Source organism: Pseudomonas sp. X10, from assembly GCF_054889225.1.
Genome location: NZ_CM142677.1, coordinates 1,928,364 through 1,951,799 on the forward strand (window position 1 = coordinate 1,928,364; position 23,436 = coordinate 1,951,799).

Consider the following 23,436-nt stretch of genomic DNA (forward strand, 5'->3'; position numbering starts at 1 on the left):
TGACTGCCCGCCTGCAAGGCTCCCTGATGGTGGATATCGCCGGTACCTGGCTGACTGCCGAGGACCGCCAGCTCCTGCGCCAGCCCGAAGTGGCCGGCTTGATCATCTTCGCCCGCAACATCCAAAGCCCGCGTCAGGTGCGTGAGCTCTGTGCCTCGATCCGTGCCATCCGCCCGGACCTGATTCTTGCGGTCGACCAAGAGGGAGGGCGCGTACAGCGCTTGCGTCAAGGCTTCGTTCGCCTGCCGGCCATGCGCGCGATTGCCGACAATGACAATGCCGAGTACCTGGCCGAGCAATGCGGTTGGCTGATGGCCACCGAGGTGCTGGCTGTCGGCCTGGACCTGAGTTTCGCGCCGGTGCTGGACCTGGACCACCAGCGCAGCGCAGTGGTCGGCAGCCGCGCTTTCGAGGGTGACCCCGAGCGCGCCACCCGGCTGGCCGGGGCGTTCATCCGCGGCATGAGTGCCGCTGGCATGGCTGCGTGCGGCAAGCATTTCCCCGGCCATGGCTGGGCCGAGGCCGACTCCCACGTGGCCATTCCCACCGACGAGCGCAGTTTGGAGCAGTTGCGCCAGGCCGACCTGCTGCCCTTCACGCGCCTGGGCGGACAGTTGGCTGCGGTGATGCCGGCCCATGTGATCTACCCGCAGATCGACAATCAGCCGGCCGGCTTTTCCCGGCGCTGGCTGCAGGACATCCTGCGTGGCGAACTGGGTTTCCAGGGTGTGATCTTCAGCGACGACCTGTCCATGGCCGGTGCGCACGTGGTCGGCGATGCTGCCAGCCGGATCGAGGCCGCGCTGAGCGCCGGGTGCGACATGGGGCTGGTGTGCAATGACCGGGCGGCGGCAGAGCTGGCGCTCAGTGCGGCGCAGCGCTTGAAGGTGCGGCCGTCGCCACGTATCGCAAGGATGCGCGGGCAGGGCTTTGCGCGCACCGATTACCGTCAACAGCCGCGCTGGCTGGAGGCGTTGGGTGCGCTCAAGGGTGCGCAGTTGGTTGATTGAGTGTCCGGGGCTGTCTTACAGCCCCTGTAGGAGCGGGTTACCCATCAAGCAACAGTGCTGCGACGACCTATGCATCGCGGGCAAGCCTGCTCCTACAGGGGCGGTGTTAACCGCAAGTGTCAGTGGGTGTTACTTCGCCGTCGAGCGCTTGCCTGGCAGCGGCGCAAATAATGCTTCGATCTCGTCGTCCGCCAGCCGCCACTGCCCAGCCTGCCCGCCATCGAGCAAGCCGGCCGCCAGTGCCGCCTTCTCCTGCTGCAGTTTCTGGATCTTCTCTTCCACCGTTCCGCGGGTGATCAGCTTGTAGACGAACACCGGCTTGTCCTGGCCGATGCGGTAGGCGCGGTCGGTGGCCTGGTTCTCGCTGGCGGGGTTCCACCAGGGGTCATAGTGGATCACCGTGTCGGCGGCGGTCAGGTTCAGGCCGGTGCCACCGGCCTTGAGGCTGATCAGGAACACGCTGCTCTCGCCATTCTGGAACGCTTGCACGGGGGCGCGTCGATCACGGGTCTCGCCGGTCAGCAGGCTGTAGCGGACCTGGCGCTTTTGCAGCTCTTGCTCAATCAGGGCCAGCATCGAGGTGAACTGGGAGAACAGCAGCACGCGCCGTCCTTCGCTGAGCAGTTCCTCGAGCATTTCCAGCAGGCTGCCGAGCTTGCCCTTGTCGGTCTGGGAGGCCTTGACTTCGACACCCTTGACCAGGCGCAGGTCGCAGCAGACTTGGCGCAGTTTCAGGAGGGCATCGAGAATGACGATCTGACTGCGCGCCGCGCCGTTGCGGGCGATCTCGTCGCGGACCTTCTTGTCCATCGCCACCCGTACGGTTTCATAGGTGTCGCGCTGGGCGTCGCTGAGCTCTACCCAGTGCACCATCTCGGTTTTCGGTGGCAGTTCGTGGGCGACCTGCTCCTTGGTGCGGCGCAGCAAGAAGGGGCGGATGCGGCTGGCCAGATGGCTCATGCGCTCGCTGTCGCCATGGCGCTCGATCGGGGTGCGGTAGTCCTGGGTGAAGCGCTTGCTGTCGCCCAGCCAGCCGGGCATCAGGAAGTGGAAGATCGACCACAGCTCGCCCAGGTTGTTCTCCATGGGTGTGCCGGTCAGGCACAGGCGCTGGTTGGCTGTCAGCTCGCGGACGGCCAGGGCGGCTTTGCTGTTGGCGTTCTTGATGTTCTGCGCTTCGTCGAGGACCAGCAGGTGCCAGGGTTGCGCAGTGAAATGCACAAGGTCCCGGGGCAGCAGGGCGTAGGTGGTGAGGATCAGGTCGTAGTCCTGCAGCGATGCGAAGTGCTTGTTGCGCCCGGCGCCCTGCAGGGCCCGTACGCGCAGTTGCGGCGCGAAGCGCTCGGCCTCATCGAGCCAGTTGGGCACTAGGCTGGTGGGCATCACCACCAGGGCTGGCTGTTGCAAGCGCCCGGCCTGCTTCTCCAAGAGCAGGTGGGCCAGGGTCTGCAGCGTCTTGCCGAGTCCCATGTCATCGCCAAGTATGCCGCCGACACCCAGCTCGCGCAGGGACTGCAGCCAGTTCAAGCCTTGCTGCTGATAGGGGCGCAGGGTGGCGTTGAGCCCCTGGGGCGGGCTGACCTGCAGCTCCCGCGCATCGCGCAGGCGGCGGGCAAGGTCGCGCACCTGGGCGCCGCCTTCCCACTGCAGAGGCAGGTGCTCGATGTCGTTCAGCCTGGGCGCATCGGCCGCGGCCAGGCGCAGGGAAGGGCCGCTGCTGTCTTCACCCAGGTAAAGCTCGCCAAGGGTCTTCATCACTGCCTTGATGCGCCCATAGGGCAGCGCCACACGCAGTGCAGTGCTGTCATGGCGGGCACGGTTGAGGTCGATCACCAGGTGTTCGTCGTCGCTGCGCTTGGCCAGTTCGGCGGGACGCAGCAACTCGGGGCTGCTGCGCAGCAGGTGCAGGACGATCGGTAGCAGGCTGTGACGCTGGCCATTGACCACGATGCCCAGCTCCAGGTCGAACCATTCATGGCCCGGCGCTTCCTCTACGGTGGCGTACCAGTCGTCCACCTCGTGCAGGTTGAAGGCGAAGTCGCGCTGGATATCGATCTCCCAGCCCGCTTCGCGCAAGCGCGGCAGGTCCTGGCGAGCAAAGCGCAGCCAGGCTTCGTCGTCGGGCAATTGGAGCATCTCGCCGGCGCTGTCGGGCAGGGCCTTGCTCTGCCGGGTAGCCGGTTTGAAACCCAGGTCGTGGAGGGTCTTGCGCAAGGCCTGTTCGGCTTTCGGTTGGCGGCCGATGCGCTGGCTGGTGGCGTCGAGCAGCCTTGTCAGTGGCTTGTCGTCATTGCCGCTGGCGCGCAGGCCGTCGTAGTCGAAGGCCAGGGCGGCGCGGTGCTGCAGTTGGCGCTGCATGCGTCCGGTCTTGGGCATGTAGGCGCTGAATTCGAGGCTGCCCAGGGCCAGGTGCGGTTTGGGCTGGACGTGATCGAGCTGTTCGGCCTCTACCTTGGCAGGCGTGGGGACTTGGCGATTCAAGGCATTCAGGCGGTGGCTCAAGGGAACCACCAGGCGTTCCGGGACGGTGGGGGCAAGCGTCAGTTGCTTGGCAATGAAGGGGTCCATGGCATGCTGTACCTTGCCGACGAGCCCATGCTCAAGATCAATGTAATAGAGCGGTTCCAGGGGCAGTACGACAGGCAGGGCTTGGTCCCCGGCATACCAGGCGCCGCGATAGTTGCCATCCTTCAAGCGCACCCAGCGGAACTCGGCGAGGCGCTCCGGGCCGGCTTGCAGCTCAATCTGGATGTCATTGAACAACAACCGGCCTGAGTCGAGCGCCGCTTCGAGCAGCTCGGCGCTTTCGGCTCCGCGGAGATAGACCCTGTCGGGCAGGCCGATGCCCTGGCGATGGCTCTCCATCTGCCTGAGCAGCCGTGTATCTCTATCTGTAACGTAGCGGGCCGGTGAGTAGATCAGTTCATTGAGTGAACCGATTCTGCTCAATTGAACGAGGCTATTCGCTTGACGGGTGCCTTTGCTCACCTTCAGGTAGCAAAGCTCCTCATCCATCCCGACGATGTAGTAGAGGGCCCGTCCCTTGGTCTCGGGTTCGTTGTGGGCGGGCGGCTCGACAGGCTTCTCCAGCTGGGTGATCCAGTCGTGCAACTTGCGCGGCAGTGCTTCGGGACCCTGATCTTTGGACTGGGGACCTTCGGCGTAATCCTGGCCCCGTTGCAACTCATACAGCACGGCTGCGCAATGCTTGCAGTTTTTCCTGACCGGGCAGGAGCAGCTTCCTTCGGCATCCAGGCCGTCTTCGGTCAAGTCGAGGGTGATTCGCTGGCGGTAGAGCTGATCCGATGAGCCCGAGCAGACGGCCTGGATCACCAAGCCATCGATTGCCCTGATCTCCACTCGGCCATCGATTGCGTAATCCAGGCCGCGCTTGAGGGTCTGGCCGTCGAAGCAGAACGTCCAGTTGTCCAGCAGACGCACATACATTTGCGCATCGCTCTCGATCACATCACTGCTCCATCATCTCGGGATTAAACGTCGGCAACGTGCGCGCACCCAGCGGTGCCACCTTCAGCAGCACTGCCAGGTGCCCTCCGTCGAGGAAGGTCAACTGGCCGCTCTTGACGTTGCTGTTGCTTTGCTTGAACTGCTCGCTCTGCAGCACGCTGCCGTTGCCATCGAGCTGGTTGACCCAGAAGGTGGCTTCGGCGCCGATGAAGCGCCCCTGGACCAGGCTTAGGTTGCCCTCGATGGGGAAGTGGCCGAACTGCTCTTCGCCTTCGCCCAGGGCGATGCGGCGAGGTTCGCTGCCCACGTTCTGCTGCCAGGCCTTGTGCAGCAGTACGGTGTAGCTCGGCGTGGCCTGCAGGCGGGTGACCTCGTCGTTCAGCGTGGTCGGACGCGTGGCGTCTTCAGTCAAGCGCGGCGCGCCGGCACTCCAGTCTTCGGGGGCGAACGGACTGGTCACCGCTGGCACGGCGTTCTGCCGCACCAGGATCAACTCCACCTGATACAGGCCTTCGGCGAAGGCCGCTGGCGCAAACAGCGTCAGCAACAAGGTCAGGCAACGGATGGCACGCATGGATCTTCCTTCAGGCAGGCTGTGGGGTCAGGCGCTCGAGCAGCGCCTCAAGGGTGTTGAAACGTTCGTCTGGCCGCTCCATCGGTACCATGAAACGGAACTGGGTAGCGCCTTCGAACTTGTAGCGCTTGGGCTGGCCCTGGATCAGCTTGATCAGGGTCAGCGGGTCGACCGGGGTCTCTGCCTCGAATTCGATCTTGCCGCCATTGGGACCTGCATCGACCTTCTTGATACCGAGCTTCTCCGCCTGCAGCTTGAGTTGCGTCAGGCGCACCAGGTTCTTGGTTGGCTCGGGCAGCAGGCCGAAGCGGTCGATCATCTCTACTTGCAGGTCCTTCAGGCCTTCCTCGTCCACAGCCGAGGCGATGCGTTTGTAGAGGATCAGGCGGGCGTGGACATCCGGCAGGTAGTCCTCGGGGATCAGTGCTGGCAGGCGCAGGTTGATCTCTGGGCCGCCACCCAGGGGCTGGTCGAGATTCGGTTGGGTGCCCTTGCGAATGGCCTTGACCGCGCGCTCGAGCATTTCCATGTAGAGGGTGAAGCCCACGGCCTGGATTTGGCCGCTCTGGCCTTCGCCGAGCAACTCGCCCGCGCCGCGGATCTCCAGGTCGTTGGTGGCCAGGACGAAGCCTGCGCCCAGGTCCTGGGTATTGGCGATGGCTTCCAGGCGCTTTTCCGCATCGGCGGTGACCTGCTGGCGAGGCGGTGTCAACAGGTAGGCATAGGCCTGGTGGTGGCTGCGCCCGACGCGGCCGCGCAACTGGTGCAGTTGGGCCAGGCCGAATTTGTCGGCACGCTCGATGATGATGGTGTTGGCGCTGGGCACGTCGATGCCGGTCTCGATGATGGTCGAAGCGATCAGCACGTTGAAGCGCTTGTGGTAGAAGTCGCTCATCACCTGTTCCAGCTCGCGCTCGCGCATCTGCCCGTGGCCGATGCCGATACGGGCCTCGGGGACCAGCTCGGCGAGGTCGGCGGCGCACTTCTCGATGCTCTTCACGTCATTGTGCAGGTAGTAGACCTGGCCGCCGCGCAGCAGCTCGCGCAGCAGCGCCTCCTTGACCGTGCTCTTGTTCTGCTCCATGACGAAGGTGCGCACCGACAGCCGGCGTGCCGGCGGGGTGGCGATGATCGACAGGTCGCGCATGCCCGCGACGGCCATGTTCAGGGTCCGCGGGATTGGCGTGGCGGTCAGGGTGAGGATGTCCACTTCGCTGCGCAGGGCCTTGAGCTGTTCCTTCTGGCGTACGCCGAAACGGTGTTCCTCGTCGATGATGACCAGGCCCAGGTCCTTGAAGCGCACGTCGTTCTGCAGCAGCTTGTGGGTGCCGATGAGGATGTCGATCTTGCCGTCGGCGAGGTCCGCCACTGCTGCGTTGACCTCCTTGGTCGACTTGAAGCGGCTCATCACCTCGACGGTCACCGGCCAGTCGGCGAAACGGTCGCGGAAGCTGTTGTAGTGCTGCTGGGCGAGCAGGGTGGTGGGCACTAGCACCGCTACCTGGCGGCCGCTGTGCACGGCGATGAAAGCCGCGCGCATGGCCACCTCGGTCTTGCCGAAGCCGACATCGCCGCAGACCAGGCGGTCCATCGGCTTGCCGGCGAGCATGTCCTCGCGCACGGCCTCGATGGCGCTTTGCTGGTCCGGCGTTTCCTCGAAGGGGAATCCGGCGCTGAAGGTGGCGTAGTCGACCGCCGGGTCGGCGAAGGCGTAGCCCTTGCGGGCGGCGCGTCGGGCATAGATGTCGAGCAGTTCGGCGGCGACGTCGCGGACTTGCTCGGCGGCCTTGCGCTTGGCCTTCTGCCAGGCTTCGGAGCCAAGCCTGTGCAGTGGGGCCAGGGCATCGTCGCTGCCGGTGTAGCGGGCGATCAGGTGCAGGTTGGCCACTGGTACGTAGAGCTTGGCGCCCTCGGCGTATTCCAGGGTGAGGAATTCGGCGGCCTGGTTGTCAATCTCCAGCGTCGCCAGGCCCAGGTAGCGGCCGACACCGTGGTCGATGTGCACTACCGGAGCGCCTTCACGCAGCTCGGTGAGGTTCTTGATTACCGCGTCGTTGCTGGCGTCGCCGCGTTTCTCGCGGCGCCGGCGCTGCATCACGCGTTGGCCGAACAGCGGGCTTTCGGCGATCAGGGCCAGGGCCGGGTCGTCCAGCAGCAGGCCGTCGTCGAGCGGGGCGATGGTGATCGCCAGGCGCTCTTTGCCCGTGATGAAGTCGGCCCAGCCATCCACGGTCTGTGGACGCAGCTTCAGGCGTTCGAGCAGCTCCAGCAGGACTTCGCGGCGGCCCGCCGACTCGGCGGTGAACAGCACGCGGCCGGGGAACTGGTCAAGGAAGCCGGCCAGCGCTGCCAGCGGCTGGTTGGCCTTGGCCTCGATGGCCAGGTTGGGCAGGCGGCGGGCCGCAAAGCGCTGGCGGCCAGCGCCGGCGTCCACCTCGTCCGCGCTGACCACCACCCGCGGCCACTGTTTGAGCTGGGCGAAGCAGTCTTCCACCGGCAGGAACAATTCGGCTGGCGGCAGCAAGGGGCGGGTCGGGTCGACGCGACGCTCTTCATAGCGGCCACGCACGTCGTTCCAGAAGTGTTCGGCGGCCTGTTCCACGCCAGGCAGGGAGAACACCTGGGTGTCGTGGGGCAAATAGTCGAACAGGGTCGAGGTTTCTTCGAAGAACAGCGGCAGGTAATACTCGATCCCGGCCGGGATGATGCCGCTGGCCAGGTCCTGGAAGATCGCGCTACGGCGGAAGTCGACGTCGAAGCGCTCGCGAAAGCGTGCCTTGAAGCGGGTCACCGCGTCCTTCTGCAGAGGGAACTCGCGGGCCGGCAGCAGGCGTACCGAGTCGACCTTGTCGATCGAACGCTGGTTCTCCGGGTCGAAGGTGCGCAGGGTCTCGATCTCATCGTCGAACAGGTCGATACGGTAGGGCAGTTTGCTACCCATGGGGAACAGGTCGATCAACGCCCCGCGCACGGCGAACTCGCCATGTTCGTATACCGTGTCGACGCAGCGGTAGCCGCTGGCTTCCAGGCGCGTGCGCATCTGTTCGACGTCGATCTTCTGGCCGATGTCCAGCACCAGGCTGCTGCCCAGTAGGAAGCGCGTCGGCGCCAGGCGGTGCAGGGCGGTGGTGATCGGCACTACGAGGATGCCGTGGTCCAGCTCCGGTAGCCGGTACAGGCTGGCGATGCGCTGGGAGATGATGTCCTGGTGCGGCGAGAACAGGTCGTAAGGCAGGGTTTCCCAGTCGGGGAAGGGCAGCACCGGAAGCTCGGGGGCAAAGAAGCGCAGCTCCTGCTCGAGGCGGTCGGCGCTCTGGCTGTCGGCGGTCAGCAGCAGAGTGAAGCGCTTGGCGCTGTTGGCGGCTTCGGCAATGGCCAGGCTCAGGGCGGCGCCAGGCAGGTTGCCCCAGGTTTGTTTGCCGGCAGTGGCCGGCAGGTTCGGTAGGCGCAGAACAGACACGGGAGGTCGAACTCCAAGCGTTGCGGCAAAGAGGTCAATTGTACCGGGGCGGGGGTGTGCTGTCAGGTTCGTGCGGGGCTTTACAGCGCCCGCGTCGGCTTGGCGACAGGCACTCATTGCCCGATGCGTCGCAGGGCGTCATAATGTAGCCCCTTTTTTCTGTCCCTACATGTGGAAGGTTCCCGTGACTCAGAAGCCCGACCAGTGTCTTGGTGAGTGGATCGATCGTGAAGCGCTTGCTGAAGCGATGATCCCGCTTATCGGTCAGCTCTACCGCAATAACAATGTGGTGAGCTCGATCTATGGCCGCAGCCTGATCAACCGTTCGGTGATCTCGATCCTCAAAGCCCATCGCTTTGCCCGTCACCGTCAAACCGACGAGACCGAACTGTCCGTCCACGAGACATTCCCCCTGCTCAAGGCCATGAGCGAGCTGAAACTGGGCGCCGCTTCGGTCGACCTGGGCAAGCTGGCGAACAAATTCAAGCTGGAAGGCAACGGCCGCAGCGTCGAGCAGTTCGTACGCGAGGAACTGGCTGAAGTCGTTGGCCAGCAGAACGCTTCGGCGCGCAAGGGCACCGACGTCGTGCTGTATGGCTTTGGCCGCATCGGCCGCCTGCTGGCGCGTATCCTGATCGAGAAGACCGGTGGCGGCGACGGCCTGCGCCTGCGTGCGATCGTCGTGCGCAAGGGTGCCAGCAACGACCTGATCAAGCGCGCCAGCCTGCTGCGTCGCGACTCGGTGCACGGTCCGTTCGACGGCACCATCACCGTCGATGAAGAAAACAGCACCATCACCGCCAACGGCAACCTGATCCAGGTGATCTACGCCAAGAACCCGAGCGAAGTGGACTACACCCAGTACGGCATCGAGAATGCCCTGGTAGTCGACAACACCGGCGTCTGGCGCGATGCCGAGGGCCTGGGCCAGCACCTGGCCTGCCCGGGCGCTGCCCGCGTGATCCTGACCGCACCAGGCAAGGGCGCCCTGAAGAACATCGTCCATGGCATCAACCATGGCGACATCAGCGCGGACGACAAAATCATCTCGGCCGCTTCCTGCACCACCAACGCCATCGTGCCGGTGCTCAAGGCTGTCAATGACCAGTATGGCATCGTCAATGGCCACGTCGAGACCGTTCACTCGTACACCAACGACCAGAACCTGATCGACAACTTCCACAAGGGCAGTCGCCGTGGTCGCAGCGCTCCGCTGAACATGGTCATCACCGAAACCGGTGCCGCCACCGCAGCCGCCAAGGCCCTGCCGGTGCTCAAGGGCAAGTTGACCGGCAACGCCATCCGCGTGCCGACGCCGAACGTCTCCATGGCGATCCTCAACCTGAACCTGGAAAAGGCCACTACTCGCGAAGAGATCAACGAGTACCTGCGCCAGATGGCCATGCACTCGGTTCTGCACAAGCAGATCGACTACGTGAGCTCCCAGGAAGTGGTTTCCAGCGACTTCGTGGGTTCCCGCCACGCGGGTGTGGTCGACGCCGAAGCGACCATCTGCAACGACAACCGCGTTGTCCTGTACGTCTGGTACGACAACGAGTTCGGTTACAGCTGCCAGGTCGTGCGTGTGATGGAAGACATGGCGGGTGTGAACCCACCGGCTTTCCCGCGCTAAGCTTGTGATGCGCTGAAAAACGGGGACCTTCGGGTTCCCGTTTTTTTTGGTTCGGACTCAATCAGGGAAGAGCGAGTGATAAAACCTGCCATTCTGGCCTTCATCATGATCAGCCTGAGCGCCTGCAACCAGGGCGCCACGCTCGAACGCATCAGCGGCCCGACTATGGGCAGCAGTTACACCGTCCAATACGTCCGCGAACCCGCCGGCCCGGCGCCGGAGCAGGTGAAGGAGGCTGTCGAGTCGATCCTGGATGACATCGACCGGCACTACTCCACTTACCGTGGCGACTCCACCACCAGCCGCTTCAACCGCTTGCCGGCCTACAGTTGCCAGGACGTGCCTGAGGATATGCTGGCGCTGGTCCGCCTGGGCCAGCGGTTGGCCCGGCAGAGCGATGGTGCCTTCGACCTGACCGTGGAGCCGCTGCTCGACCTCTGGGGGTTCGGCCCCCAGGCGCGTCAGGAGCAGGTGCCCGATACCCAGGCCCTGGCCCAGGTTCGCCAGCGCGTGGGCTACCGGCATCTGCGTATCGAAGGCGGTCAGTTGTGCAAGGACGCGGAGGTGCAGTTGGACTTCAACAGCATCGCTGCCGGTCATGCCGTCGACCTGATCGCTCAGCGTCTGCAGGCCATGGGTATCCATAGTTACTTGGCCGAAGCCACTGGCGAACTCAAGGCGGTGGGCCGCAAGCCCGATGGCAGTCCCTGGCGTATTGCCCTGGAGTTGCCGAGCGAGGATCGGCAGATTGCCCGCCAGGTGATCAGCGTGGATGGCCTGGGTGTGTCCACCTCGGGTGACTATCGTCATTATTTCGAGGACAATGGCCGGCGTTATTCGCACACCTTCGATGCCCGTCAAGGGAGGCCGGTCGAGCATGACCTGGCTGCTGTGACGGTGCTCGATCCTTCTGCATTGGTGGCTGACGGTTATTCGACCCTGTTGCTGATCCTCGGGCCGGAGCAGGGCTGGGACTTTGCCATCCGCCACGGGATTGCCGCGGTATTGGTGACTCGGACCAAGGGGGGCTTCGTCTCCCGGACTACCCCAGAATTTCAGCGCCTGGCGCCGGACGAGTGAAGGTGGGCAAGGAGCGGTGCGTTTCCAGGGAGTGGGTAAAAGACATGTAGCGCAGGCAAAAATAGCCTACGACGCGACCAAGGGTTAATGTGCGCGGCGTTCAGGCTTGATTAGACTGCACCCGAATTTTTTCATGGCGCTCCGGCGGCATGATCGAGCCCCGCGGGCCAATGTGGCCCGCGGGCCAGTTCTGAAGGAGTACGCATGGCTGTCTACAACTACGACGTAGTGGTGCTGGGTTCCGGCCCGGCCGGAGAAGGTGCGGCAATGAATGCCGCCAAAGCAGGACGCAAGGTCGCGATGGTCGACAGCCGTCGTCAGGTCGGCGGCAACTGCACCCACCTGGGCACCATCCCGTCCAAGGCCCTGCGTCACTCGGTGCGGCAGATCATGCAGTTCAACACCAATCCGATGTTCCGCGCCATCGGCGAGCCGCGCTGGTTCTCCTTCCCGGACGTGCTCAAGAGCGCCGAGAAGGTGATCTCCAAACAGGTCGCTTCGCGTACCGGCTACTACGCCCGCAACCGCGTCGACGTGTTCATCGGCACCGGCAGCTTCGCCGATGAGCAGACCGTCGAAGTGGTCTGCGCCAATGGTGTGGTCGAGAAACTCGTCGCCAAGCACATCATCATTGCCACGGGTTCGCGTCCGTACCGCCCGGCCGACATCGACTTCCATCATCCGCGTATCTACGACAGCGACACCATCCTCAGCCTGGGCCACACGCCGCGCAAGCTGATTGTCTACGGTGCCGGGGTCATCGGTTGCGAATACGCCTCGATCTTCAGCGGCCTGGGTGTGCTGGTAGAACTGGTGGACAACCGCAGCCAACTGCTGAGCTTCCTGGATTCGGAAATTTCCCAGGCGCTGAGCTACCACTTCAGCAACAACAACATCACCGTGCGCCACAACGAGGAGTACGAGCGGGTCGAAGGCCTGGACAATGGGGTGATCCTGCACCTGAAGTCGGGCAAGAAGATCAAGGCCGACGCCTTGCTGTGGTGCAACGGCCGGACCGGCAACACCGACAAGCTGGGTCTGGAGAACATTGGCATCAAGGTCAATAGCCGTGGCCAGATCGAGGTCGACGAGGCCTACCGTACCGTGGTGCCGAACATCTATGGCGCCGGTGACGTGATCGGCTGGCCGAGCCTGGCCAGTGCCGCCCACGACCAGGGTCGTTCGGCGGCCGGCAGTATCGTCGACAATGGCAGCTGGCGCTTCGTCAACGACGTGCCGACGGGCATCTACACCATTCCGGAGATCAGCTCGATCGGCAAGAACGAGCAGGAACTGACCCAGGCCAAGGTGCCCTATGAAGTGGGCAAGGCCTTCTTCAAGAGCATGGCCCGCGCACAGATCGCCGGCGAGCCGCAAGGCATGCTGAAGATCCTGTTCCACCGCGAAACCCTGGAGATCCTGGGCGTGCACTGCTTCGGCTACCAGGCTTCGGAGATCGTCCACATCGGCCAGGCGATCATGGATCAGCCGGGTGAGCGCAACACCCTCAAGTACTTCGTCAACACCACCTTCAACTACCCGACCATGGCCGAAGCCTATCGGGTAGCTGCCTACGACGGTCTCAACCGGCTTTTTTGAGCGGCTCCGGCCGGTGGCCTGAGCCGGCCGGGGAGACCGATTTCAGCCCTTCCCGAGGGTGGTACTGGCCAAACCGGGAAAGTCTGTAATCAGGCTGTCTACGCCGAAGTCGGCGAGCCGGCGCATCAGCGCCGGTTCGTTGACCGTCCAGACCGACACGTGCAAGCCCTGGCGCTGCGCCTTGATCAGGCGCTCGGGCGTGCACAGGGTCCAGTTCAGCGCCAGCAAGTCACAGCCATAGTTCTGCGCGACCTTCAGCGGGTCGAGCCAGGCATATTCGGCGACCAGGCCGCGGGAGAGGTCTGGGGTCAGTTCCAGGGCGGCGCCGAGCACCTCCCGTGAGCTGGACGTGATGGTGACCTTGTCCAGCAGGCCAAAGCGCTGGGCCATTTCACGAATCGCCAGGACTGTGCTTGCCGCGCGGGTGCGCGACGCGCTCTTGACTTCCAGTTGCCAATGCTCGAAATCGCATTTCTCGAACAACTCTTCCAGGCGCGGGATGGGGCAGGGCTGTACCCAACCCGGGCCACCCTTGCGCGCGTCGTAGGTCACCAGATCCGCGGCGGTGTGTTCGACCACCTTGCCACGTCGGCCGGTGGTGCGTTTGAGAGTCGGGTCGTGGATCACCATCAGCTCGTTGTCAGCCGACAGGTGCAGGTCCAGCTCGCAACGATTCACACCGTGCTGCAGGCACTGGCGGAAGCTGGTCAGGGTATTTTCAGGGGCTTCGCCCTTGGCGCCACGATGGCCGTAGATCAGGGTCACGTTCGTTCCTTCAAGAATGGAGAATGAGGTTCAGGAGGCAGGGGTGTTCTGTTCCAGCGCCTGGCGTCGTTGCTGTTGCTGGCGCTGCAGGATGTGGCGGGCCAGCAATTGCCGTTGGGCATCGCTCATGTCGATGAATTCTGTGCCGACCTCGTATTCGCCATCGGGGCGAAGGTCGCAATGGGTGACCTGGCCGCGCAGCAGCAAGCCCAGGGCCTGGGGCATGAGCACCATCTTCAGCGCGACACGGGTTCCAGGGGCGATGGCCTGGGCCTGGGCGAACTCGATGCCGCCTTCGGAGAGGATCACCCGCTGGGGCGCGCCGATCTGCCCGAGCAGGGTGTGGGCCACCACGGCGCTGAGCAAGTCGATGCGCTTGTTCTGGGCCTTGAGGAAGGCTGCCAGGGTACGGTCCTTTTCGTTGAGTTGGCGCAGCAGGTGCTGCGATTCGAACTCGCTCAGGTGCAGTTCGCTGAGCAGGTTGAAGAGCGGGGAAGCATCTTGCAACACGTCTGCCTCAAGTGCTTCGGCCGTGTCCAAGGGGCTAATTTCCAGTGCGATCCTATCCTCGATACGGTAGTATTCGCGGCGATCTTCATCATCTAATGTCGTCATGGCGAACCCATGGTAGCGGCGGTGGTCTGAGTGTAAAGCTGCTATTCAAGCCCCGCCACAAGGACGTTCCCTTTCATCCGAACAAGCCCCGACATGTTCAGACCTCTTTTCGTATTCATCGGTACGCGCTACACCCGTGCCAAGCGTCGCAACCATTTCGTCTCGTTCATTTCCCTGACCTCGATGATCGGCCTCGCCCTGGGCGTGGTGGTGATGATCGTCGTACTGTCGGTCATGAACGGCTTCGATCATGAGATGCGTACCCGGGTGCTGGGCATGATCCCGCATGCCACGCTGGAAACCGGCCAGGCCATCGACAACTGGTCGGCCCTTGCCCAGCAAGTAAAGCAGAATCCGCGTGTGGAGGCGGTGGCCCCGTTCACCCAGATGCAGGGCCTGCTGACCCATGACGGCAAGGTCTCCAAGGTCTTGCTCAATGGCATCGACCCGGCCCAGGAGCGCAAGGTGTCGATCATCGACAACTTCATCCGCGAAGGCCAGCTCGACCAGTTGGCCCCAGGCGAGTGGGGCATCATGATCGGCGACAAGGCCGCGGCGAAGCTGGGCGTGGGTATCGGCGACAAGGTGACTTTCGTCGCCCCCGAGGTGAGTGTCACCCCGGCCGGTATGTTCCCACGCATGAAGCGCTTCACCGTGGTCGGCACCTTCCACGTCGGTGCTGGCGAGATCGACGGCTACTTGGGCCTGACCAACCTGTCCGACCTGTCCCGCCTGCACCGCTGGAAGGCCGACCAGGTCCAGGGCCTGCGCCTGAAGTTCGACGACCTGTTCCAGGCCCCGCGTGCGGCCTGGGAGATCGCCCAGCACCTGGGCGAGCAGGAGTTCTATGCCCGCGACTGGACTCGCACCCACGGCAACCTGTACCAGGCGATCCGCATGGAGAAGGCCATGATCGGCCTGCTGTTGCTGCTGATCGTCGCAGTGGCGGCGTTCAACATCATTTCCACGCTGGTGATGGTGGTCAACGACAAGAAGGGCGATATCGCCATCCTCCGCACCCTGGGTTCGACTCCCGGGCAGATCATGGCCATCTTCATGGTCCAGGGCACGGTGATCGGTGTGGTCGGTACCTTGATCGGCGCTGTCGTAGGTATCTTCGCCGCGCTCAATGTCAGTGCGGTGATCGCCGGCATCGAGAAGCTGATCGGCCACAAGTTCCTCAATGCCGATGTGTATTTCATCGATTACCTGCCGTCGCAGATCATGGCCGAAGACGTGTGGATGGTCTGCGGTGCGGCGCTGGTCCTGAGTTTTTTCGCCACCCTGTATCCGGCCTGGCGTGCGGCCCGCACCCAGCCTGCAGAGGCGCTACGTTATGAGTGAGTCGCGCATGAGTGATAAAGCCGTACTGAGTTGCCGCAACCTGGGCAAGTCCTACGAGGAAGGCCCGGAGTCGGTGCAGGTGCTGTCGGGCCTGCAGTTGGAGTTGCATGCCGGCGAGCGGGTGGCCATCGTGGGCAGCTCCGGCTCTGGCAAGAGCACCTTGCTCAACCTGCTCGGCGGCCTCGACACCCCGACCCACGGCAGTGTCTGGCTGGCGGGCGAGGAGTTGTCGGCGCTTGGCGAGCGGGCCCGTGGCCTGCTGCGCAACCGCGCCCTGGGTTTCGTCTACCAGTTTCACCACCTGTTGCCGGAGTTCACCGCCCTGGAGAACGTGTGCATGCCGCTGCTGATCGGCCGCACCGGTATCCCCGAGGCCCGCGAGCGCGCCGAGGCGCTGCTCAAGCGCGTGGGCCTGGGCCACCGTCTCAGCCACAAACCCGCCGAACTGTCCGGGGGCGAACGCCAGCGCGTGGCCATTGCCCGCGCCCTGGTCAACCGCCCGGGCCTGGTGATGCTCGACGAGCCCACTGGCAACCTCGACCACCATACCGCCCAGGGGATCCAGGAGCTGATGCAGGAGCTGTCCAGCGCTTCGCAGACCGCCTTCCTGGTGGTGACCCATGACCTGAGCCTGGCGCGGCAGATGGACCGGGTGCTGCGCCTGGAAGATGGCCACCTGGTGCCGATCTGAGTCGACTGTACGGGGTGCCCTGGCGCACCCTGTCCCTATTCTTCATTGGGTGTTCTCGTTCATGTTCAGACCCTTGCCATTGTTCATCGGTGCCCGCTACACCCGCGCCAAGCGCCGCAACCACTTCATCTCGTTCATCTCCATGACCTCGATGATCGGCCTGTCCCTGGGCGTGCTGGCGATGATCGTGGTGCTCTCGGTGATGAACGGTTTCCAGCGCGAGATGAGCTCGCGCATCCTGGGCCTGGTGCCCCACGCCAGCATCCTGGGCGTGCAGCCGCTGGAGGACTGGCGCAGCGTCGCCGATGCCGCGCTGAAGAACCCGGCGGTGATGGCTGCGGCGCCGTTGACGGAAATGGAAGGCATGCTGTCGTACAAGGGCGCGATGCAGCCGATCCAGGTCAGCGGTATCGACCCACAGGAAGAAGGCAAGGTCTCGATCGTCGGCCAGCACATCGTCCAGGGCCGCCTGCAGGACCTGCAGCCTGGCGAGTACGGTGTGGTCATCGGCGAGCTGACGGCTCGGCGCTTTCGCCTCAATACGGGCGACAAGCTGACCCTGATCGTCCCGGAAATCAGCAAGGCTCCCGGCGGCATCACGCCACGCATGCAGCGCCTGACCGTGGCCGGGATCTTCAAGGTCGGCGCCGAGCTGGATGGCTCCCAGGCCTACATCCATGTGGCCGACGCCGGCGAGATGCAGCGCTGGGCCCCAGGCCAGGTACAGGGCGTGCGCCTGAAACTGCATGACCTGTACGCCGCGCCCCAGGTGTCCAAGGCGATCGTCGCCGGTCTGGGCGATGCCTACCGCGCCGATGACTGGTCCCACACCCAGGGCAGCCTATTCAGTGCCATGAAGATGGAGAAGACCATGATTGGCCTGCTGCTGATGATGATCATCGCGGTGGCGGCATTCAACATCATCGCCACGCTGATCATGGTGGTGAACGACAAGGGGTCGGACATCGCCATCTTGCGCACCATTGGCGCCACCCCTGCGCAGATCATGGGTACCTTCATGGTCCAGGGCAGCCTGATCGGCATCGTCGGTACCCTGGTCGGTGGCGTGCTCGGGGTGATCGCTGCGTTCAACGTCAGTCAGATCGTCGGTTGGCTGGAGCGCGTCAGCGGCCAGCACATCTTCACCTCCGACGTGTACTTCATCAGCAGCTTGCCGTCGGAGCTGCAATGGGGTGATGTGGCGATCATCTGCACTGCCGGGCTGGTCATGAGTTTCCTGGCCACTCTGTATCCGGCCTGGCGTGCTTCCCAGGTGGAGCCGGCGTACGCCCTGCGTTACGAGTGACCCTCGAGCGCGGGCAAGCGCTCCGCTGGTTACAGTCCGGGCAGCTCGATCACGAACCGTGTCCAGCCCTGCCTGCACTCCGCCTTTATGTGCCCGCCATGGGCCTGGACGATGGAGCGGGTGATCGCCAGCCCCAAGCCCGCATGCTCGCTACTGCCTTCGCGGCGTGCCGGATCTACCCGGTAGAACCGGTCGAACAGGCGCGGTAGCAGCGACGCCTCGATCGCTGCTCCGGTGTTGGCCACCACAATGCTCAGCTTGCGATCCTCCGCAGTCAGTGTGACCTGGATCTGTCCTCCTTCCGCTGTGAAACGCAACGCATTGTCCAGCAGGTTGGACAGGGCTCGACGCAGCATGTGCTTGTCTCCCTCCAGCATTGCCTGCCCTTCGCGCCGTAGTTGCACCCCGGTCTCCTCGGCCAGAGGTGCGTAATACTCCAACAGGGCATCGACGTCCTCATGCAGGGCGAGCGGCTGACGGTTGGGCGCCAGCAAACCATGGTCGGCCTTGGCCAGGTAGAGCATGTCGTTGACCATCTGCGCCATCCATTGCAGCTCCTCCAGGTTGCCATGCAGGGCTTCGCGGTATTCTTCGAGGCTACGCGGGCGGGTGAGGGTGACCTGGGTGTGGGTCAGCAGGTTGGACAGCGGCGTGCGCAGCTCATGGGCGATATCGGCGGAAAAGGCCGAGAGGCGCTGGAAGGCATCGTCCAGACGCTCGAGCATGGCATTGACCCGGTGGCCCAGTTCGGCGAGCTCCACCGGCATCTGCGCCACCGGCAGGCGCGTGGTCAGCGAGCGGGCCGAGACACTGGCTGCGACGTCGCCCATCTGTCGCAGCGGCCGCAAGCCACGGCGCGCGGCCCAGGCACCGAGCAGGGCAGTGGCCAGGGCCGACAAGCCGACGGTGAGCCAGATCAGATATTGCATGCGCTGCAGGAAGTGCTGATGGTGGGTGATGTCGAGGAAAAGGGTCAGTTGCGGTGATTGTGGGTTGTCCTCGTCCAGCAGCATGCACAAGCTGCGGTAGTCGATATCGTCGGCATGCAAGGTCGCCAGGCCGGGGCGGCGGGGTGACTCTGGCAGGCCGGGGCGGCTGTCGAACCACAGGCTGCCATCGCTACCGCGGATGCGCAGGGCCAGGTCGGTCTGGTGGCTGAGCTCGCTGCTCAAGGCCGGTAGGTGCAGTGCCAGCCCAGTGGCGTCCTCGAGTCCGGCGAGCTGGCTGCGCATTAGGGAAAGGCGGGCGCCGAGCAACTGTTGGTCGAGTTCGATGAAGTGATGCTCGCTGGCGCGGCTGAAGAGAATGCCGGCGGTCAGCGAGACGACTGCGGTGCAGGCGGCGAACAGCAACGCCAGGCGGCTGCCGAGGGACAGGCGGCGCATCACGCCGGGCGCTCTTCGAGCACATAGCCCATGCCGCGTACCGTGTGGATCAGCTTATTGTCGTGGGCCTCGTCGATCTTCAGGCGCAAGCGGCGGATCGCCACTTCGATGACGTTGGTGTCGCTGTCGAAGTTCATGTCCCAGACCTGGGAGGCGATCAGCGACTTGGGCAGCACCTCGCCCTGGCGGCGTAGCAGCAGCTCCAGCAGGGCGAACTCCTTGGCGGTCAGGTCGATACGCTGGCCGCCGCGTTCGGCTCGGCGACGGGTCAGGTCCAGGCGCAGGTCGGCCAGGCCCAGACTGGTGTCCTGGCTCGGGCTGGCGCCCCGGCGCAGCAGGCTGCGTACACGGGCGAGCAGCTCGGAGAAGGCGAAGGGCTTGACCAGGTAATCGTCGGCGCCCAGTTCCAGGCCGTGCACGCGGTCTTCCACGGCGTCGCGGGCAGTCAGGAACAGCACCGGCACGTCCAGGCCGGCCTGGCGTACGGCCTGGAGGATCTGCCAGCCATCCCGGCCGGGCAGCATCACATCGAGGATCAGCAGGTCATGGTCGCCGGACAGCGCCAAATGTTGGCCGGTGTCACCGTCGGAGGCCAGCTCGGTGGCAAAGCCTGCTTCGCTCAGGCCCTGGCACAGGTATTGGCCGGTCTTGGTCTGGTCTTCGACGATCAGTAGTTTCATGGGCGCTCTTGAGGGTGTCAGATGATGCCGGCCTGTATCGGGGCAAGCGCCTGCAGCCGGTTGGCGCTGGTGTCGCAAGCCCTGGAATGATACGTCAGCAGAGCCGCTTTGGCCCAAGCTGACAAAGTTGTAATCTGCCTGTCAGGTACCTGCCAGCCGCGCCTGCCTAGAGTGCCGGCAGATTCGTTGCTAACCCGGAGTGGGCCTGACATGAAACATTTCCTGATCGCTGGCGCCCTGGCGCTGGTCAGCCTGCCAAGCCTGGCCGGTCAGACGCACAGCTTTGCCTTCGGCGAGCCTGCGCCTGCCGATAAGGCCACCCGGACTGTCGAGGTGCTGCTCAAGGACATTGCCTTCGAACCCGAAAGTCTGCAGGTCAAGGCTGGTGAGACCGTACGCTTCGTCCTTATCAACCAAGGCCAACTGCCCCATGAGTTCAACCTCGGTGACAAGGCCATGCACGCCGAGCACCAGAAAGAGATGCAGGTCATGCAGGGACAGATGGACCACGCCGCGATGGGGCATGGCGGGCATGGCAGCCATGGCCATGATGCTGCCAACACCGTGCTGGTCCAGCCTGGCCAGCGCGCCGAGCTGACCTGGACTTTTCGCAAGTCTGCCCCCATCGAGTTCGCCTGCAACGTGCCGGGGCACTACCAGGCCGGTATGGTCGGACCGCTGACCATCGAGTAACAACGGCACCAAGGCAGGGTGCAAAACCGTTAGAATAGGCGCATCTGCTCTTTCAGGTCTGACCCCATGCACCCTGCTGCCGAACATTCCCCGCTGGGCAAGTCCAGCGAATACATCGCCACCTACACCCCGTCGTTGCTGTTCCCCATCCCGCGCGCAGCCAAATGGGCCGAGCTGGGTGTCAGCGCCCAGACCCTGCCATGGCAGGGCGTGGACTACTGGAACTGCTTCGAGCTGTCCTGGCTGTTGCCCTCGGGCAAGCCGGTGGTCGCCATCGGCGAGTTCGCCATCCCGGCCGACTCGCCGAACATCATCGAATCCAAGTCGTTCAAGCTCTACCTCAACTCCCTGAACCAGACGCCGTTCGAATCCACGGCGGCGCTGCAGGCATGCCTGGAGAAGGACCTTTCGGCCGCTGCCGGCAAGCCGGTAACGGTGCGCATCCGTACCCTGGGCGAGGTGGAGAAGGAGGGCGTGGCCGGCTTGCCGGGCCAGTGCATCGATGCCCTGGATGTGAGCATCAGCAACTACGAACAACCGCAGCCCGAACTGCTGCACTGCGACCCCCAGCGTGTGGTCGAAGAGACTTTGCACAGCCACCTGCTCAAGTCCAACTGCCCGGTGACTGGCCAGCCGGATTGGGGCAGCGTAGTGGTCGAATACCGTGGCCTGGCACTGGACCACGCCAGCCTGCTGAGCTACCTGGTGAGCTTCCGTCAGCACGCCGACTTCCATGAGCAGTGCGTCGAGCGTATCTACCTCGACCTCAAGCGCCTGCTCAAGCCGGAGCACCTGACTGTCTATGCCCGCTATGTCCGCCGCGGCGGCCTGGACATCAACCCCTACCGCAGCACCGGGCCCGCCAGCCCGCAGAATCGGCGCCTGGTCCGTCAGTAACGAATTAAAGCCCCGTTCGATGACGGGGCTTTTTGCTGTGGGGTGGGCTCAGATGCCCATGCTGTGCAGGTGATTGGCAATATTGCGCAGGGTGGCGGTGAGGTCGGGATGCGCGGCCTCGAAACGCTCCACTGCCAGATTGACGCCATCGACCAAATTGTTGTCCTGGGTGGCTTCCTCCAACTTCAGTTGCGCCTCGATCTGCTCCATCAGGGTATGCAGGTGTTCGCGCTCCTCCAGCGAGAGCGGTGGGTTTTGCTCCAGTTGCTCGCGCAGGCTGTTGAGTTGCTCTTGCAGTTCGCGGGCAGGCATGGGTGTTCTCCCTCTATGAATAGGCACAGACATGGACCTCGGCGCTAGGGCAAAGGTTCTTGCCTGTCTTCTAGAGTAATCCACCTGCCGGGGCTTTGCATGACCCGCATCAATGCTGCTGTGTCAGGGTTTTTCACCTTTGCGGCGGCGTTGGGCGATGTCGGCCAGGCAGGTGTCGAGCGCTTCGAGGTGATCGATCACCGAATGCACGCCGAGGCTGAACAGCGCCAGGGTCGCCTTGCCGCGAGCCCGTTCCCGCTCCTGGCGACTCGTGGCATGCCATTGCCCGGGAGGCACGGCGCATAGCGGGCTGCAGGCGGCCAAGCCCACGGTCCACAATCCGGCATTGAGCCCGGCCTGGAGCAGGCGAGGCTCACCGCTGACCAGCACGCTGCCTTCCAGGCGCTTGCTGCCCAGGTTCATCAGGGCCTGCCAGCAGGCATTGGGGGCTGGCCAAGGGGCGCTGGTCTCGCTGTGACCGGGCAGCCAGTCAGGCAGAGGGTCTGCCAGTCGCGTGCCTTGCGCAGGGTCCAGTTCATCGAGCCAGATGCAGGGTATCTGCTGGCGGCGCAGTCCGTTCAAGGTGGCCAGGGCGCCAGGAGCGGGCGAGGGCGGGCCGTCGGCCGCCTGCACGAGGCAATTGCGCAAACCGAACAGCACGGCGGTGAGGGCGAGCGTATCTGGCATGGCAACGTCCCTGAAATAGTCCGCAGGCTAGTCGGCAGTTGTTACGGTTGGGTTACGGCGTAACAGTTGCTCACAAATGTGAGCTGAAAAAATGTAAAGCTGTTTATCAGCACGGGAGCCTTTATACTGGCGCCCTATTTATTAGCAGTGCGTGCCTGCGCCTGCAGCCGTGAAATTCGATGGAGAGACATCTATGCGTAGGATCGGTGCCGGTGTGATCGAGCGAATCACCCAGGCCTGTGTCTGCGCCAGCCTGCTGCTGGCGCCCGTGGCAGCGAGTCAGGCTGCCACCGAGGAGGACCCTTGGGAGGCGGTCAACCGGCCGATCTTCAAGTTCAACGACGCCCTTGACACCTACGCCCTCAAGCCGCTGGCCAAGGGTTACCAGGCGGTCACTCCACAGTTTCTCGAAGATGGCATCCATAACATCTTCCGCAACCTGGGCGATGTCACCAACCTAGCCAACAACCTGTTGCAGCTCAAGCCTCATGCTGCAGGGGTCGATACAGCGCGCTTGATCGTCAACACCACCTTCGGGCTGGGTGGTTTCTTCGATGTCGGCACCAAGATGGGCCTGCAACGCAGCGACGAGGACTTCGGCCAGACCCTCGGCTATTGGGGGCTGAACAGCGGCCCGTACGTGGTCATTCCGTTCCTTGGCCCGAGCACCGTGCGCGACGCGCTGGCCAAGTACCCGGACACCTACACCGAGCCCTATCGCTACATTGACCATGTGCCGACCCGCAACACCAGCTTCGCCGTCGATGTGGTCGATACACGTGCCAGCCTGCTCTCTGCCGAGAAGCTGATCAGCGGCGACAAGTACATCTTCATCCGCAATGCTTATCTGCAGAACCGCGAGTTCCGGGTCAAGGACGGGGAGGTTGAAGACGACTTCTGATCCTGTGCAGATGCCAAAAGGCAGCCTTCGGGCTAATGCTGTTCACTTAAGGCATCTGTCGTATGGTTTGGGGACGCTGCGCGTCCATCGCGACACAAGGCCGCTCCCACAGAGGGCTTGCAAGCCACGCATTTATGTATCGGCAAGCCTCTTGTGGGAGCGGCCTTGTGTCGCGATGGGCTGTGTAACAGCCCCACCTGAAGGCACTCCAGCTTAAGTGAACAGCATTAGCCTTCGGGCCGCCTTTGTTTTGTAAGAGTGTCAGTGCATGGCCAAGATGCGTATGCGGATGAAATCACGCTTTTCGTCGTGGTTCGTGGAGGGCCTGCATCCTTC

General features: G+C 63.8%; 19 protein-coding genes. 10 read left to right on the forward strand and 9 right to left on the reverse strand.

Annotated features, from left to right (window positions below):
* The first annotated feature begins 11 nt into the window (after positions 1–11).
* A complete protein-coding gene (gene nagZ, locus ACYU03_RS08905; protein WP_461891426.1) occupies positions 12–1,010 on the forward strand; it encodes a beta-N-acetylhexosaminidase in 999 nt (332 codons plus the stop codon).
* Positions 1,011–1,139: 129 nt separating this feature from the next.
* Here nagZ and ACYU03_RS08910 read toward each other — a convergent pair whose 3' ends face one another.
* The 3 genes from ACYU03_RS08910 to mfd are packed head-to-tail and all read right to left on the reverse strand — an operon-like array spanning position 1,140 to position 8,512.
* Positions 1,140–4,475, reverse strand: a complete 3,336-nt coding sequence (locus ACYU03_RS08910; protein ID WP_461891427.1) for a DEAD/DEAH box helicase — start codon at positions 4,473–4,475, stop codon at positions 1,140–1,142.
* A 4-nt stretch (positions 4,476–4,479) separates the two neighbouring features.
* Complete coding sequence (locus ACYU03_RS08915) at positions 4,480–5,052, reverse strand: peptidoglycan binding protein CsiV (RefSeq protein WP_461889859.1); 573 nt, start codon at positions 5,050–5,052, stop codon at positions 4,480–4,482.
* Between the two features lie 10 nt (positions 5,053–5,062).
* Positions 5,063–8,512 carry a transcription-repair coupling factor gene (mfd, locus tag ACYU03_RS08920; protein WP_461889860.1) on the reverse strand — a complete coding sequence of 1,150 codons (3,450 nt, stop codon included), beginning with the start codon at positions 8,510–8,512 and terminating at the stop codon, positions 5,063–5,065.
* Between the two features lie 169 nt (positions 8,513–8,681).
* Between mfd and ACYU03_RS08925 the strand changes: the two genes are divergently transcribed.
* The 3 genes from ACYU03_RS08925 to sthA all read left to right on the forward strand — a co-directional run bounded on the left by ACYU03_RS08925 (position 8,682) and on the right by sthA (position 12,824).
* Complete coding sequence (locus ACYU03_RS08925; protein ID WP_461889862.1) at positions 8,682–10,145, forward strand: glyceraldehyde-3-phosphate dehydrogenase; 1,464 nt, start codon at positions 8,682–8,684, stop codon at positions 10,143–10,145.
* 105 nt (positions 10,146–10,250) lie between these two features.
* The gene (locus tag ACYU03_RS08930) at positions 10,251–11,225 is read left to right on the forward strand and encodes an FAD:protein FMN transferase (RefSeq protein ID WP_461891428.1); all 975 of its coding nucleotides are present in this window, start codon (positions 10,251–10,253) and stop codon (positions 11,223–11,225) included.
* A gap of 204 nt (positions 11,226–11,429) precedes the next feature.
* The gene (sthA, locus tag ACYU03_RS08935) at positions 11,430–12,824 is read left to right on the forward strand and encodes a Si-specific NAD(P)(+) transhydrogenase (RefSeq protein ID WP_461889864.1); all 1,395 of its coding nucleotides are present in this window, start codon (positions 11,430–11,432) and stop codon (positions 12,822–12,824) included.
* 42 nt (positions 12,825–12,866) lie between these two features.
* Here sthA and ACYU03_RS08940 read toward each other — a convergent pair whose 3' ends face one another.
* On the reverse strand, positions 12,867–13,589 hold the full coding sequence (locus ACYU03_RS08940) for a glycerophosphodiester phosphodiesterase (protein WP_461889866.1): 723 nt from the start codon (positions 13,587–13,589) through the stop codon (positions 12,867–12,869).
* A gap of 30 nt (positions 13,590–13,619) precedes the next feature.
* Positions 13,620–14,204 carry a PilZ domain-containing protein gene (locus tag ACYU03_RS08945; protein ID WP_461889868.1) on the reverse strand — a complete coding sequence of 195 codons (585 nt, stop codon included), beginning with the start codon at positions 14,202–14,204 and terminating at the stop codon, positions 13,620–13,622.
* A 93-nt stretch (positions 14,205–14,297) separates the two neighbouring features.
* Between ACYU03_RS08945 and ACYU03_RS08950 the strand changes: the two genes are divergently transcribed.
* The 3 genes from ACYU03_RS08950 (at position 14,298) to ACYU03_RS08960 (ending at position 17,545) form a co-directional block, all read left to right on the forward strand.
* Positions 14,298–15,548 (forward strand): lipoprotein-releasing ABC transporter permease subunit, encoded by a 1,251-nt coding sequence (locus ACYU03_RS08950; protein ID WP_461889870.1) that lies wholly within the window; start codon positions 14,298–14,300, stop codon positions 15,546–15,548.
* Between the two features lie 7 nt (positions 15,549–15,555).
* Entirely contained in the window at positions 15,556–16,239 is a 684-nt protein-coding gene (gene lolD, locus ACYU03_RS08955; RefSeq protein ID WP_461889872.1) for a lipoprotein-releasing ABC transporter ATP-binding protein LolD, read from the forward strand.
* 61 nt (positions 16,240–16,300) lie between these two features.
* A complete protein-coding gene (locus tag ACYU03_RS08960) occupies positions 16,301–17,545 on the forward strand; it encodes a lipoprotein-releasing ABC transporter permease subunit (protein ID WP_461889874.1) in 1,245 nt (414 codons plus the stop codon).
* A 29-nt stretch (positions 17,546–17,574) separates the two neighbouring features.
* Here ACYU03_RS08960 and ACYU03_RS08965 read toward each other — a convergent pair whose 3' ends face one another.
* Both ACYU03_RS08965 and ACYU03_RS08970 read right to left on the reverse strand, forming a co-directional pair.
* Positions 17,575–18,930: a heavy metal sensor histidine kinase gene (locus ACYU03_RS08965; protein ID WP_461889876.1), complete on the reverse strand. Its 1,356-nt coding sequence runs from the start codon at positions 18,928–18,930 to the stop codon at positions 17,575–17,577.
* Positions 18,930–19,610, reverse strand: a complete 681-nt coding sequence (locus ACYU03_RS08970; RefSeq protein ID WP_461889878.1) for a heavy metal response regulator transcription factor — start codon at positions 19,608–19,610, stop codon at positions 18,930–18,932. Before ACYU03_RS08970 ends, ACYU03_RS08965 begins: the two co-directional genes overlap by 1 nt.
* Positions 19,611–19,820: 210 nt before the next feature.
* Between ACYU03_RS08970 and ACYU03_RS08975 the strand changes: the two genes are divergently transcribed.
* Together ACYU03_RS08975 and queF are read left to right on the forward strand one after the other, a co-directional pair.
* Positions 19,821–20,303, forward strand: a complete 483-nt coding sequence (locus ACYU03_RS08975) for a cupredoxin domain-containing protein (RefSeq protein WP_461889879.1) — start codon at positions 19,821–19,823, stop codon at positions 20,301–20,303.
* Positions 20,304–20,369: 66 nt separating this feature from the next.
* Complete coding sequence (gene queF / locus ACYU03_RS08980) at positions 20,370–21,200, forward strand: NADPH-dependent 7-cyano-7-deazaguanine reductase QueF (protein ID WP_461889881.1); 831 nt, start codon at positions 20,370–20,372, stop codon at positions 21,198–21,200.
* 48 nt (positions 21,201–21,248) lie between these two features.
* On the opposite strand, the gene ACYU03_RS08985 is transcribed toward queF, so the two are convergent.
* Together ACYU03_RS08985 and ACYU03_RS08990 are read right to left on the reverse strand one after the other, a co-directional pair.
* Complete coding sequence (locus ACYU03_RS08985) at positions 21,249–21,512, reverse strand: DUF4404 family protein (protein WP_461889883.1); 264 nt, start codon at positions 21,510–21,512, stop codon at positions 21,249–21,251.
* Between the two features lie 123 nt (positions 21,513–21,635).
* Positions 21,636–22,199 carry a phosphonoacetaldehyde phosphonohydrolase-related protein gene (locus ACYU03_RS08990; RefSeq protein ID WP_461889885.1) on the reverse strand — a complete coding sequence of 188 codons (564 nt, stop codon included), beginning with the start codon at positions 22,197–22,199 and terminating at the stop codon, positions 21,636–21,638.
* Between the two features lie 193 nt (positions 22,200–22,392).
* Between ACYU03_RS08990 and ACYU03_RS08995 the strand changes: the two genes are divergently transcribed.
* On the forward strand, positions 22,393–23,100 hold the full coding sequence (locus ACYU03_RS08995) for an MlaA family lipoprotein (protein ID WP_461889887.1): 708 nt from the start codon (positions 22,393–22,395) through the stop codon (positions 23,098–23,100).
* Positions 23,101–23,436 lie beyond the last annotated feature (336 nt).